Origin of the sequence: Pseudomonas sp. PA-1-6B, assembly GCF_021609545.1 — a bacterium.
Lineage (GTDB): Bacteria > Pseudomonadota > Gammaproteobacteria > Pseudomonadales > Pseudomonadaceae > Aquipseudomonas > Aquipseudomonas fluorescens_BV.
Genome location: NZ_WJZM01000019.1, coordinates 79,229 through 93,092 on the forward strand (window position 1 = coordinate 79,229; position 13,864 = coordinate 93,092).

General features: G+C 61.2%; 12 protein-coding genes. 2 read left to right on the top strand and 10 right to left on the bottom strand.

The window, feature by feature from the left end:
- The first annotated feature begins 107 nt into the window (after positions 1–107).
- Positions 108–911: a SirB1 family protein gene (locus GIV35_RS11780; protein WP_236264388.1), complete on the top strand. Its 804-nt coding sequence runs from the start codon at positions 108–110 to the stop codon at positions 909–911.
- On the opposite strand, the gene GIV35_RS11785 is transcribed toward GIV35_RS11780, so the two are convergent.
- The 4 genes from GIV35_RS11785 to hmgA form a co-directional block, all read right to left on the bottom strand.
- Positions 897–2,228, bottom strand: coding sequence for an MFS transporter (locus GIV35_RS11785; RefSeq protein ID WP_236264387.1), 1,332 nt, complete (start codon positions 2,226–2,228; stop codon positions 897–899). The two genes, GIV35_RS11780 and GIV35_RS11785, sit on opposite strands and share 15 nt — an antisense overlap.
- Positions 2,229–2,479: 251 nt before the next feature.
- Complete coding sequence (gene maiA, locus GIV35_RS11790) at positions 2,480–3,115, bottom strand: maleylacetoacetate isomerase (protein WP_198714884.1); 636 nt, start codon at positions 3,113–3,115, stop codon at positions 2,480–2,482.
- Positions 3,116–3,127: 12 nt separating this feature from the next.
- Positions 3,128–4,414: a fumarylacetoacetase gene (gene fahA, locus GIV35_RS11795; protein WP_054921080.1), complete on the bottom strand. Its 1,287-nt coding sequence runs from the start codon at positions 4,412–4,414 to the stop codon at positions 3,128–3,130.
- 3 nt (positions 4,415–4,417) lie between these two features.
- Positions 4,418–5,701 carry a homogentisate 1,2-dioxygenase gene (hmgA, locus tag GIV35_RS11800; protein ID WP_236264386.1) on the bottom strand — a complete coding sequence of 428 codons (1,284 nt, stop codon included), beginning with the start codon at positions 5,699–5,701 and terminating at the stop codon, positions 4,418–4,420.
- Between the two features lie 120 nt (positions 5,702–5,821).
- On the opposite strand from hmgA, the gene GIV35_RS11805 reads away from it, so the two are divergent.
- Positions 5,822–6,601, top strand: a complete 780-nt coding sequence (locus tag GIV35_RS11805; RefSeq protein WP_054897733.1) for an IclR family transcriptional regulator — start codon at positions 5,822–5,824, stop codon at positions 6,599–6,601.
- A 1-nt stretch (position 6,602) separates the two neighbouring features.
- Here GIV35_RS11805 and dacB read toward each other — a convergent pair whose 3' ends face one another.
- The 6 genes from dacB to GIV35_RS11835 form a co-directional block, all read right to left on the bottom strand.
- The gene (gene dacB, locus GIV35_RS11810; protein WP_105225850.1) at positions 6,603–8,060 is read right to left on the bottom strand and encodes a D-alanyl-D-alanine carboxypeptidase/D-alanyl-D-alanine endopeptidase; all 1,458 of its coding nucleotides are present in this window, start codon (positions 8,058–8,060) and stop codon (positions 6,603–6,605) included.
- A gap of 169 nt (positions 8,061–8,229) precedes the next feature.
- A complete protein-coding gene (locus GIV35_RS11815) occupies positions 8,230–10,644 on the bottom strand; it encodes a TonB-dependent siderophore receptor (RefSeq protein ID WP_213152697.1) in 2,415 nt (804 codons plus the stop codon).
- 83 nt (positions 10,645–10,727) lie between these two features.
- On the bottom strand, positions 10,728–11,033 hold the full coding sequence (locus GIV35_RS11820) for a GIY-YIG nuclease family protein (protein ID WP_060763558.1): 306 nt from the start codon (positions 11,031–11,033) through the stop codon (positions 10,728–10,730).
- 37 nt (positions 11,034–11,070) lie between these two features.
- On the bottom strand, positions 11,071–11,541 hold the full coding sequence (locus GIV35_RS11825; RefSeq protein ID WP_200648491.1) for a nuclear transport factor 2 family protein: 471 nt from the start codon (positions 11,539–11,541) through the stop codon (positions 11,071–11,073).
- A gap of 422 nt (positions 11,542–11,963) precedes the next feature.
- Positions 11,964–12,599 carry a response regulator transcription factor gene (locus GIV35_RS11830; protein WP_198714889.1) on the bottom strand — a complete coding sequence of 212 codons (636 nt, stop codon included), beginning with the start codon at positions 12,597–12,599 and terminating at the stop codon, positions 11,964–11,966.
- Between the two features lie 196 nt (positions 12,600–12,795).
- Positions 12,796–13,614 carry a response regulator gene (locus GIV35_RS11835; RefSeq protein WP_236304457.1) on the bottom strand — a complete coding sequence of 273 codons (819 nt, stop codon included), beginning with the start codon at positions 13,612–13,614 and terminating at the stop codon, positions 12,796–12,798.
- Between the last annotated feature and the right edge of the window lie 250 nt (positions 13,615–13,864).

The window sequence follows — 13,864 nt, forward strand, 5'->3', positions numbered from 1 at the left end:
CGCGCGTTTTCGTGGGATCTACGACATAAGCGCGTGGGATTATCTCTCAAGATGCTGGACGAAAATTCGTAGCAAGGCTAAAACGGAGGCATACGCCGGAGAACTCGATGAATCCCCGCACCGCCTTTTTCGCCTGCCTGGACCGTTCACCCCCCGCGCTGTTTGAAGCCGCGCTGTGGATTGCTGCCGAGCATGACGCCAGCGTGCAGCCGGCGTTGATCCTGCACGACCTTGGCGTGCTACTACAACAGGTCAGCCTGGGCATGCCCCTGCTACCGGCGGATGAACTCGGCCAGCCGCTGCTGCGGCGCATGAATGACCTGGGGTTTGCCCAGGATGACCACACGCCGTTGCGCCCCGCCGCGGCGCTGCTGGACAAAGTGCTGCAACGCAAACGCGGGCAACCCTTGGCCATGGGCCTGATCGCACTGGAGATGGCACGGCGCCTGGATATCCCCCTGGTCGGCGTGAACTTCCCCGGGCATTTCCTGCTGCGGGTACCGGGAGCCGATCACCTGTTGGACCCTTGCGGCGGCCGGCGCCTGTACCCCAACGACTGTCGCGAGTTGCTGGCGCGCCAGTACGGGGCGCAGCTGAAATTGCAGGCCGATCACCTGCTGACCGCCGAGCCACGGGCCATCCTGCAACGGCTGTCGCGCAACCTGCGCCAACTCTACCTTGCCAACGACGAGCCACTGGCCGCCCTGGTGGACGCCGAGCGCGTACTGGAACTGGGCAACGCCAGCGCCTCCGACTACCTGGCGCGGGCCAGCCTGTATCAACGCCTGGACTGCCCCAGCGCCGAACGCTTCGACCTGGAACACGCCCTGCTGCTCAGCGACGACCCGATCCAGCGCCTGCGCCTGACCGAGCGGCTAGGGCACCTGCCGCCCAACTCAGTGATGCACTGAGCCCCCTGTAGGCGCCCGCACTTGAATAATCAGCAGCGCCGCAATCACCGCCGGAATCGCGCAAAAGAAGAAAATCTGCTCGACCGGTATATGCATCGCCAACAACAGGCTGCCAAACAGCGGCCCCAGAATTGACCCGAACCGCCCCACACCCAACGCCCACCCCGTGCCGGTGGCGCGCACCTGCGCCGGGTAAAAGTTACTCGCGAAGGCATTGAGGGTCAGTTGCCCGCCGATGATGCAGAACCCTGCTGCAAACACGCAAGCCACCAGGTAGCGTGGGTTGTCGTGGTTCAAGCCCAGCAGGATGGTGCACAGCGCTGCCGCCGCCAGCACGCCGGACAGTAACCGCACTTTGCTTTTCAGACGGTCGGCAAACCAGGCCATGAGGATGGCGCCCAAGGTGCCGGCGAACAGGAACATGGAGGTGACCAGGTTGGCTTCGTTCAACGCCAGGCCGCTTTCGAGCAATAGCGACGGCAACCAACTGATCATGAAATACAGCAGGATCAGGCTGACAAAGAAAGTCGCCCAGATCAGCAGCGTCGGGCGCGCATAGCCGTTGCGAAACAGCTCCACCACCGTCAGTTTGCTGCCTTGCTCCTGCAAGTTTTCAGCTTCGGTCGCCGGTGGCGGTTGCCAATCGGGCAGCATCCGCGCCGTGACTTTGCGCAAACGCAGATACGGCGGCGCATCGCGCAACAGGCGTGGCAAGGATTCGGGCAACAGCCACACCAGGAACGGGAACAGCAGCAGCGGCGTCACACCACCCGCCAGGAACACCGCCTGCCAACCAAACCCATCGATAAACCCGGCCGCCACAAAGCCGCCTGCCGCGCCGCCGAACGAGAAGCCGCAGGCCGCCAGGGTCACCATCAAGGTGCGCATCCGCGGCGGCGAATATTCAGACATCAATGCCATGGCACTGGGCATCGCGCCACCCATACCAATGCCACAGATAAACCGCGCCGCCATCAACGTGGTCAGGGAATTGGCGAACACCATCAATACCGTGAGGCTGGCGTAGATCAGCACGCACGCCAGCAGAATACGTCGCACGCCAAACCGATCCGCCAGCGGTGTCACCAGCAGCGAGCCCAGGGTGAGGCCCAGCAGGTTGGCGCTGAACACGGGGCCGAACGCGGCTTTTTCCAGGCCCCAATCCTGGGCCAGTGCCGGCACTACATAGCCCAGCACCTGGGCGTCATAGCCATCGGTGACCAGTAGCAGTGCCAGCAGCAGGAGAATCAACCATTGGTAGCGCGACACCGGACGGGCGTCGAGTGCCGCACGAAAGCTGGCAATCTGATTGTGCATCGCAAGGTACCTTTATTTTTTATTAGGTTGGCGCGATCAAATGTGGCAGGGGTTTACCCCAATGCCAGTCCGTTAAGCGCGAATCCCCTGTGGGAGCGGGCTTGCCCGCGAAGGCGGTGTGTCAGTCACCGCATCTGCCACTGCACTAACGCTTTCGCAGGCAAGCCGGCTCCCACATTTGATCTTCATGGCTGTGAGCATTGCGCTCGCTTAACTGAACGGCATTGGGGCTTCCCCCTCCCACAGGGGTCCTAGGGGGTGTCAGGTTGATTGGCGGGGTGGGCCTGCACGAAGGCTGGATGTTGGGCCGCCAACGCCGCCACCCGCCCAATGCGTGGGTATGCCGCCAAGGGCACCTTGAAGCGCTCGGCCGCATACAACTGCGGGATCAGAAACGCATCGGCCAAGCCCGGCTGCTCGCCAAAGCAAAACCCTGTGTCGCCAATCAACTGCTCCACAGCGCCCAGGCCCTGGCTGATCCAGTGCCCGATCCACTCCAGCAATTGCGCTTCATCGTGCCCCCACTTGCGCAGCAAGTTCTGGGTGCTGGAGTTATGCAACGGGTGGATATCACAGGCGATGATCGACGCCACCGCCCGCTCATGAGCCCTGGCGACCAAATCCCTGGAGAACATCGGCACCTGTGGATAACGCTCTTCCAGGTACTCAATGATCGCCTGTGACTGGATCAGCAACGCCCCTTCATCAGTACGCAATGCCGGCACGCGCCCTTGGGGGTTGATCGCCAGGTATTCAGGCTGGCGGTTGGCGCCGCCTGCCGGCACCAGCAGGTTGACCGGCAGCGCGGTGAAATCCAGGCCTTTGAGGGCCAGGGCAATACGTACTCGATACGACGCGGTAGAACGGTAGTAAGTATAGAGTTCCATGGCCCTGCCCTCTCAGCGCGCCGCGACCACGGTACCGCGGCATTCGCCGAAGCCGATGGAGGCAAAGCCCTCGCGGCTGCAACGGGCACGCAGAATGATTTCGTCGCCGTCTTCAAGGAACTTACGTACCTCGCCGGAGGCCAATTCAATCGGCTTCTTGCCGCCTTCGGTAATTTCCAACAGGCTGCCGAACTGCCCCGGCTGCGGGCCAGACAACGTGCCCGAACCAAACAGGTCACCCGCCTGCAACTGGCAGCCATTGACGCTGTGGTGCGCCACCATTTGCGCCACGGTCCAGTACATATGCTCGGTGTTGCTCAGGGTCAGGCGATGGGCGGGCAGGTTTTGCTCACGCATCGAGGCCGTGGTGAGCAGCACTTGCAGTTCGATATCAAAGGCGCCCGCGTTCTGATCACGCTTATCCAACAGGTAAGGCAGCGGTTGCGGATCACCTTCAGGGCGCGGCGGCTGGGCTTTGCGGAAAGGCTCCAAGGCTTCGGCAGTCACCACCCACGGCGAGATGCTGGTGATAAAGCTTTTCGACAAGAACGGCCCCAGCGGCTGGTACTCCCAGGCTTGGATATCCCGCGCCGACCAGTCGTTGAGCAGGCAGAAACCGGCGATATGCTCGGCGGCATCACCAATGGCAATCGCATCGCCCATGGCATTGCCCTGGCCGATCCAGATGCCCAGCTCCAACTCATAGTCCAGGCGCGCGCATGGGCCAAAGGTCGGCTCGGACTGCCCGGCTGGCAAGGTCTGGCCCTTAGGGCGTCGCACCTCTGTACCCGAGGGACGAATGGTCGAGGCGCGGCCGTGGTAACCAATCGGCACGTACTTGTAGTTGGGCAACAGTGGGTTATCGGGGCGGAACAATTTGCCGACGTTCTGCGCGTGCTCGATGCCGACATAGAAGTCGGTGTAGTCATTGATTTTGGCCGGCAGGTGCATCTGGCAATCGGCGGCACGGTGCAGCACTTGCGCCTCGCGGGTTTGCAGCTTGCTGCCTTCGGCCAGCAGTTCCAGCAGGCGCTGGCGCAGGGCAACGCGAGGCCCACGGCCCAGTTCGAAAAACGCGTTCAACTGCCCACCCGCAGTGGCTTCGACGGCGCGCCGGGCGTCACCGTCAAACTCATCCAGCGCGGCGTGCAGGTCGAGGATCATGTCGCCAATCGCCACGCCACTGCGCGGGGCCGAGCCGTTGATACTGAACACGCCCAGAGGCAGGTTTTGCAGGGGGAAATCCGCGTGACCGTTGGCCGAGGCCACCCAGCTGCGGGTCTGCGTTGGTTGAGTCATGGGTTATCTCCGGTTCGGGTTGAAGGTGGCGGGCAGCGCGGCCCAGCACGCGTCGTAAGCAGGTTGCAGTTGGGGGCACTCCAGGGCGAACTGGGTCGGACGCAGCACTTGGCTGGTCTCGAACATGAAGGCCATGGTGTTATCGATCTTGTGCGGCGCCAGGTCCGCATTGATGGCCTTGGTGCAAGTTTCGCCATCCGGGCCGTGGGCGCTCATACAACTGTGCAGCGAGGCGCCGCCCGGCAGGAAGCCTTCGGCCTTGGCATCGTAGGCGCCCTGGATCAGGCCCATGTATTCGTTCATGAGGTTGCGATGGAACCACGGCGGCCGGAAGGTGTTCTCGGCCACCATCCAGCGCGGCGGGAAGATCACGAAGTCGAGGTTGGCCAGGCCGTGCACGCTGGTGGGCGAGGTCAGCACGGTGAAGATCGACGGATCCGGATGGTCAAAACTCACCGTGCCAATGGTGTTGAAGCGACGCAGGTCGTATTTGTACGGCACGTTATTACCGTGCCAGGCGACCACGTTGAGTGGTGAGTGATCCAGCTCGCAGGCCCACAGTTCGCCGAGGAATTTCTGTACCAGCGTGGTCGGTTGCTTGAGGTCTTCGTAACGGGCGACCGGCGTGAGGAAATCGCGCGGGTTAGCCAGGCCGTTGCTGCCAATCGGCCCCAGGTCAGGCAGGCGCAGCGGGGCGCCATGGTTTTCAGCGACGTAGCCGCGGGCTTGCGCGTCCAGCAGTTCGATACGGAACTTGAGGCCACGGGGCAGCACGACGATTTCCAGCGGCTCGATATCCAGCACGCCCAGTTCGGTGGCGATGCGCAAGCGGCCCTGCTCCGGCACGATCAGCAGCTCGCCGTCGGCGTTGAAGAACACGCGCTCCATGGAACGATTGGCGCGGTAGTTATAAATGCTGATGCCCGAAGGTTTTTCCGACCCCGAGTTGGCAACCATGCCGACCAGCCCATCGATAAAGTCCGTGGGTTCACTCGGAATATCCAGCGGATTCCAGCGCAGGCGGTTGGGCGTCACCGCCCCCAAGGGCCCACCGGCCAATTGCCGCGCAAGTTTGACGAACGCCGGGTGATTGGCGGACGGCTGGATGCGGTACAGCCAGGTGCGCCGGGCTTCGCTACGCGCCATGGTGAAGGCAGTGCCGGAAAACAGTTCGGTGTAGAGCCCGTAGGGGGCTTTTTGCGGCGAGTTCTGGCCGACCGGCAGCGCGCCAGGCAAGGCTTCGCTGGCGAATTCATTGCCGAAACCCGACAGGTATTCGAGGTCCATGGATCTTCCTCTGTGCAGAAGTTGTTTTTATCGTAATCCAGTTACGCATAACGTAATTTGATCACTGTCGACCGTCAAGCTATAAAGACGCCCATTCATCTCTCGGATTCTCGCCCTTCCATGGAAAAGCCTCGCGACACCGGTAAACAGAAAGTCCGCTCGGCGGAAGTCGGCACCGATATTCTCAAGGCCCTGGCCGAACTGTCCCCGGCCACCTCGCTGTCACGCCTGGCCGAGCATGTGCAGATGCCGGCGAGCAAGGTCCACCGCTATTTGCAGGCGCTGATCGCCTCGGGTTTTGCCGAACAGAACAGCGCCACCAACCATTACGGCCTGGGCCGCGAAGCGTTGCGCGTAGGGCTGGCGGCGCTGGGCAGCATGGATGTGTTGAAAGTCGGCGCCATGCCCCTGGCCGAACTGCGCGATGAGTTGAATGAAACCTGCTTTCTGGCGGTGTGGGGCAACCAGGGCGCGACCGTGGTGCAGATTGAGCCGGCAGTGCGCGCCGTCACCGTGGTGACGCAGTTGGGCTCGGTGTTGCCGCTGCTCAGTTCGTCCACCGGGCTGGTGTTCAGCGCCTACTTGCCGTCGCGGGAAACCGTGGAGCTGCGCGAACGCGAGGTTCAAGCCGGCACCGCTCACACCTTGGCGGACGATCAGGCCTATGCCAGCGTGTGCGAGCAAATCCGCAGCCGCGGCCTGCACTTTGTACATGGCCTGCTGATGCCCGGCGTGGATGCGTTGTCGGCGCCGGTGTTCAATGCGGTCGGTCAAGTCGCGGCGGTGATGACCGTGGTCGGCCCAACCTCGCTGTTCCATGCCGATGAAGATGGCCCGGCGGCGCAGCACTTGCTGGCGGCGACCCGGGCCGTGAGTTGGCGGATGGGCTATCAGCCCTGAATCACTCGTCGCTGCGCGCCAGCGCCACGGCCACGCGATCCTCCAACGCCTTGACCTGCGAGCCGGCCACCACGTAGTTGTTGGTCAGCATCGAGAACACCAGCTTGCGCCCGCCGGCATCGGTGATGTACCCACTCAATGACGACACGCCGCCCATGGAGCCGGTCTTGGCGTGCAGGTTGTTTTGCGCCTGCGTGTCGCGCAAGCGATAGCGCAGGCTGCCGCCGGTCATGCGGTCGGTGTTGCCGGCAATCGGCAGCGCGTTGTACCAGGCGTCGAACCACGGCTGTTTGCTGGCGGCCAGCAGCAGGTCGGTGAGGGTTTGCGACGACACCAGGTTGCGCCGTGACAGGCCTGAGCCGTCAACCTGACTGAATGTGGCGGTTTCCAGCCCCTGGCGCTTGAGGAACCCGGCCACCGCCACAGCGCCCGCTGCTGCCGTGCCGCTATTGGCCGTCTTGCGCCCCATGGCCTTGAGCAAGGCTTCAGACATATTGTTGTTCGAAAGCTTGAGCAGCGGTGTGATCAACGCCTGTAACGGCGCCGATTGGTGCTCGGCCAGCACCGTTACCGCCGCCGGGCTTGCCCCGCCCATCACCCGACGCCCCAGTACGGTAATGCCCTGCTGCGCCAGGGCTTGTTCAAACAGATTCGCGACCAGTTGCGTTGGCTCCCAGACGCTGACCAATTGCTGGCTCTGCTTTCCCGGCGCTACTGCGCCGCTGAGTTGCAACAGGTTGGTGCCGTGACGGCGATTGATTCCATAGCTGTTGCCCGGTCCGCTCATGGCACGGTTGCTCAGTTGCAGGTAATCAGTAGGCGGGAAAATATCGACACTCACCGGCGAGCCGGCCAGCAATGGCGCCTTGGCCGTAACCAGCACGCTGCCCGCATCAAAATCCGCATTGGGCGCCACGGTCAGCGCCGAAATCTGCGCGCCGTAGTAGGTGGTTTCGTCATCGTGGGACCAGTCGACACCTAGCCGCTCGGCATCAAACCAGGTGTCATCGAACACCAGATCACCCTGCACCTGGCGCACGCCCTGGCTGGCCAATTGCGCGGCCAGCGCCTGGTAGTCGGCAAACTGAATGCTCGGGTCGCCCAGGCCACGCAGGTACAGGTTGCCGGTCAGGCGGTCGCCCTGGCGTATGCCGTTGCTCAGCAGTTGGGTGGCGAAGCGATATTGCGGCCCCAGCACATCCATGGCCGCCGCCGTGGTCAACAGCTTGAGGTTGGACGCGGGCACCAACCGGGTGCGTGGGTTGTGCTGATACAGCGTGGAGCCCGTGCGGGCGTCACGTACCATCAGCGAGACCGTAGCACCTTGCAGCGCCGGATCGCTCAGCAGTTTATCCAGGGTTGCCGGAGTGGAAGTTTGGGAGACGCTGGCGCAGCCGCCCAGTAAAAAACTCAAACCGACCAGCAGGGTGCCGGTGCGTAGCCATTTTCCAAAGTACATCAGTAGCGTTTTCCATAAGCATGCAATGGCGGCAACGCTAACAGCTCGCTATCAATGTGGCGACCGCTTTCCTGTAGGAGCTGGCTTGCCTGCTATGCAGACAACTCGGTGTATCAGGCAAACCCAGTCGATGCCATCGCAGGCAAGCCAGCTCCCACAGATAAATGAATCAGAAGGTAAGCGTGCTGGACACCGACACCTGCCGCGCATCGCCCATGGACACAAACTGCGTATTCACCGAGGACGTGTAGTAGGTACGGTCGAACAGGTTTTTCACGTTGAGCTGGAACTTGACCTTTTGCCCCTCAAGCTTGGTGTCGTAGCTGGCGAACACATCAGCCACGGTGTAGCTGGGCAGCTCGAAACTGTTGGCCGCGTCCCCTGCCCGCTCGCCGACATAACGCGCCCCGGCGCCGACGCGCAGTTGATCACCGCCCAGGATGCTGCCGAAGTCATACACCGCTGACAGCGAGCCGGTGCTTTTTGCCACGTTCTGCAGGCGGTTGCCTTTGAGCTTGGGGTCTTCGGTGACCTCGGCATCGGTGTAGGCATAGCTGCCGATCAGGCTCCACTTATCCGTCAGCTGGCCGCTGGCATCCAGCTCCAGACCACGGGAGCGCACTTTGCCGGCCACGCTGTACTCCGAGGTCAGGCCCTCGCCTACCTGCACCAACACGTTGCGTTTATCGATGGTGAACAGTGCTGCGCTGGCGGTGATACGCCCCGGCAGGTCGAACTTGGTACCCAGCTCCCAGGCTTTGGATTCCTCCGGCTGCAAACTGCCATTCAACACGGTTTTATTGGCCAGTGGCGCGATGGTGGAGTTGGGTTTGAACGACTCGGTGTAGCTGCCGTAGAACGACAATTCGTCACTGTAGCGATACACCAACCCGGCCCGAGGCACCCACTTCTGGCCATTGCCGTCGGTGTTGGCGGTGAACGGCACGCCTTTGCCGGCGTATTGGTCGTACATCTGGTAGCGCGCACCGCCGACCAGAATCCATTGATCGTTGAGGTGGATGGCATCCTGGAAGAACAGCGAATCGCTGCGCAGCAGGTCGGTCTGGTTGCTGTCCGGCGCGCTGACTTTGGAGCCGGCGACTTCGTTGCCGTACACCGGGTTGTTGTAATCGAAGCTGCCTCGCGGTGCCTGGCGGATCAGGTCGGCACGGTAGATCTTGCGGTACTCATCGTCCAGGCCGAACACCAGATCGTGCTGCATACCTGCAACATCGACCTTGCCTTCGAGGCTGGCGGTGGCAAAGCGGTCGGTGGTCAACGCGCCCTGGGTACCGTCCATGCTGCGGGTCAGGGTGCCATTGGTGTTGACCTTGACCACGCGCACCTGGCTGGCGTCGTAGGTTTCGCGGTTCCAGCTGTAGCCGAAGTGGGCTTTCCAGTCGTCGTTCAGATCATGATCGACAGTCAGGCGGTACAGATCGGAGCGGCCTTCCATGTTGTTGAACGGCTCATCCAGACGGCGGGTGGCGGGGATGTTCAACGGGTGGTTGGTCTTGGGATCGATGGCGGTGCCACGGTCGAACGGGGCGAGAAATTCGCGGTGCTCATAGGCCAGCAGCACTTGGGTGGTGTCGCCATACCAGGCCAGGGACGGCGCCACCAGGGTTTCGCGGTGGATGCCGTAGTTGCGCCAGTAGTCTTCGTCTTCATGGTCGACGATCAGGCGATAAGCCAGGCCGCTGTCACCCAGGGGCCCGGTGGTGTCGAGGTTGCCGCCGCTGCCGTTCTTGCCGCTGCCGAAGGTCGAACCGCGTGCGGTCAGGGAGGTGGACTGCACCAGCTCAGGCTTTTTGCTGACGATATTGACTACACCGCCTGGGTCCTGGATGCCATACAACAGCGACGACGGGCCCTTGAGCACTTCGACGCGCTCGGCTGTCGCGTTCAAGGCACGGCCCTGCACCATCGGCATACCGTCCTTCATGATCGAGCCGTTACGGTTGTCGCCAAAGCCGCGCAACATCACCGCATCCTGGGTGCTGCCAAGGGTGTTTGTCTGGGTGATACCGCTGATATTGCCCAGCGCGTCATCCAGGTTTCGCGGTTGCTGGTCGCGCAGCACTTGAGCAGGCACTACGTTGACGGTTTGTGGGGTTTCCAACAGCAACCCATGGGAGCGCATTACCGAGCTGGTCGGCGGCGGTTGGTAGCTGGTGCTGTCCTGGGTGAGGTTGGCGCCGCTGATGGTGGTAGCGCCGAGGTTGACCGCGCCGTCGGTTGGCACCGGCTCCAGCGCCAGGGTGCGGGCGTCGATCTGGCGGAACGTGAAGCCGGATTGGCTCAGCAGGCGTTGCAGCGCCTGGCTCGCCGTCATCGGCCCACTGACCGCCGGGGCATTTAGACCGTAGGGCGCTTCATCGGTATAGATCACGCTGATGCCGGTGACCCGGCTGAACTCGCTCAGGGCCTGGGGCAGTGGTTTGGCTGCCAGGGCAAAATTGAACTGGGCGCTGTGCTGCTCCTGCGCACGCGCAACGCTCAAGGGCAGCAACGCCAGCCCCGACACCGCCAAGACCGAAGCTCCCAGCCACTGTTTTACCCAACCGCCCGCCGTCGACTTCATGCTCTGAGAACCCGTGTTGAAAACGCTGTTAATGCGAATAGATCGCAGTTTCAAGCACTACACGGATGGGGCGCAGGTTTACCTCACATGGGTTCGCAACTATTTTTGTGTATGCCGCCCTCGAGGCCACTCGCGGCCAGGCACTCCTTGGCACTCTTCTTCAATTTCTTGATCAAGCGCTCTTGACGCAGCGCCTCGCCCTTGCTCGCACATTGTTCGGTGTACACCAAGGCCACGGCGGGGCTGGACAGAAAGAACCGTGCGCCCTTGCCGCTTTGGTGCGAGGCAAACCGGCGCACGGGGTCATTGCTGATGCCGCAGTACAGCGAGCCGTTGGCGGCACGCACCAGGTAGACGAACCAGGGTTTGGGTTCAGAGGGATCAGTCACAAGTCGGAGTCGGCAAACCAGAAGAGCGCCAATCTTATCAACGCCCGGCCTGAAATGCCTTCAAGCCTTTGAGCGCCTGGGCACGTACCGCGTTCTTCAACGCGGGCGACCAACCCAGCAACAGGCCCTTGAGGCCCAACGCCTGGCGCGACCAACGCCACAGGTCGAAGTGGTCGTGGTGTTCACAGATCTTGCCGTCACGGAACACGAACCGCGCACCGATATCGTTGACCACGGTATTGCCGGTGGCGCTGAACAAATACGTCGCCACCCAATGGGCACTGCCGGTGCTGTCATCGCTGCGCACATGGTCGTACGTCAGGGAAAAATCCTTGGCCCGCGTGGTAAGCATGCGCCACATATCACCGGCATCCCGCCCGCGCAGTTCGCCGAAAGCCGGGTCGCTGAAGACCACATCGTCGGTGTAGCAAGCGGCCATGGCCTCGGCGTCAAGGCGCTGAAACGCCTCGTAGAAGCGGTGGATCAGAGCATCGTGGGCAGCACTCATGGGCAGGTTCCGCAGCAATTATTGTCAGGCCTGCACGATAATCCGCACAGGCCGCGAAGACCATGGGCATTCATGACAAAAATAGCGCTGCCGTCGATCTGGATCTCTTCAGCGGTCGGCAGTGCGGACTTGGACACTAGCCGCGCGGCCTTGACGGCTATCAATGCAGGCGCGTTGCAACTGACCTCCGTCAGGGTCGCATCACTTACGGTCGATTAACCAGCGGTTAAGCGGGCACAAGCAAGTACACCGCCCAATGGGTATTTCGTCTCAACTAATTTGACCGGGAATTTAAACAACCCTCAACTAATGCCAGCAGGCGTGAACAACAAGTTAGAGCACTTAGCGCACCAGCCCCATACAACCAATACGAATCCTGCGCTTGGCCTTTAGTTAAATCGCTGTCATAAAACTGCAACTTTCTAAGGTACCATTCCTGATGCACGCGCATAGGCGAACAGTTCAACATCGGTAGAGATACTCAGCCGCTGCATCGCTGTACTTTTCTGTTTGCTGATAGTGGAAATACTCCGGTGGACCTTGGCCGCGATCTGGCTGACCGTCATGCCGCTGGCCAACATACGCACCACCTCGCTCTCCTTGCCGGACAACTGCGGCTCATGGGACTGATTGCCTGTCCCCGCCTCCACCAGTTGCACCCGCAGGCATTCACTGGCGAAGGTCTGGCCCGCGCACACGGCTTTGATCGCCAGGGGCAACTCCTTGGCAGAGGCACTTTTGGCGACCACTGCCCTGGCACCATGGGCGAAGGCGGCACGCAAGGTAGCAACGTTGGCGAACATCGTCACCAGGATCACCGGTACGTTCGGGTACTGACGATGCAGCAGGCTCAACAGGCTGTAGCCATCGGCTTGCTGACCGCCCGGCATTGCAAAATCGGTGACCAGCACGTCACATGCCGTAGTACTCAACACCCCGAGCAATTGATCGGGGCCGTCGGCTTCGCCGACCACCTTGCACTTGCCATTCGCCTCAATCACGACTCTCTGCCCGACTCGGACAATAGGGTGATCGTCAGCAATAATTACTCGAAGCATAGATACCTACGAATGGTGGCAACTTGAATCCGCGCAAAATACCTCTGCCAGCGATTATCAACAACTGCTAACAAAGACCCGCTTGCAGCCGAAACCAATGTTTAGTAGTGGCTATTTTTTGGACTACAAAACAATAGGAAACCACCTACAGCAAAAACTAGACTTCCAAATAAATTAAACCCTCTGTAAACACCTTTCATAGAGTGGACAGATAATCCAGATAGGCGCGCAAGCGTGCCTGGAACAGTGTCAATTCCGCCAGGTGTGCAGACACGCCATCGCGCTGAACCTGCTCGATCAACCTCACCGCACAGGACTCAAGCCCCGTCCCTCCTACAAACACCAGGCTACCCGTCAATCGATGCAGGCGTTCGGCGGTCAATGATGCGTCCAATGCGGCACAGGCACGGCCCAACAGGTCGTGATCTTGCCAAGCCTCGACCAGCAGGTTTTCCAACAATTGATTGACCACTTGTTCACTGCCAAACGTCGCGACCAGGCTCGCGCGGGCTGGCCAACCCATAACCTTCGCAACGGGCTCCGCACCGATAGGCACGTGATCGGCCCCCGGGAGCCATCGCGCCAAAACGGCACGTAATTGTTCAAGGGTTAGAGGCTTGAGCCGCCAGGCATCCATGCCCGCGTCGCAGCAGCGCTGAGGGCTGTCGCTTTGCAAGTCGGCGGTCAAGGCGATGATCGGCACCCGCCTCAACCCGAAGTGGTGCTCATATTGGCGAATGGCGCGGGCCATGCTGTAACCATCCATGATGGGCATCCGGCAATCAGTGATCACCAGGTCAAAGGGCCGACGGGCATAAGCCACCTGCCCGAGATACCCGTCGGCGACCAGCTCATGGCCCAATCCGAGCTTTTGCAGCAAGCAACCCAGTAATAGTCGGTGGGCTGAATGGTCCTCCGCCACCAGGACATGCAACTGCCGCCAGTGAGGCGGGGGAGTAACAGGCGATTTCGATTTGCGGCTCGCGCCTGGGGCTGAACCTGACAGCGAACCCATCAGTACCTCTTCGTAGCTATTGATCCGGCAGCAACCTTCGGCACTGGCGCAATAGCCATAGAGGCCTACTCAGGCAGCAACGATCGCCACATTCCTTTGAATGCTATCGACACAAAACCAATAACCTTTTGAATGACTTAAAGCCGATACAACAACTACGAAAAAACGCGAACTCGCCCTATTCGATCCACCCTGCCAATGTCGTATTAGTTGTATTTCCCCCGCGCACGCCCCTCGCTAAATTGTGCCC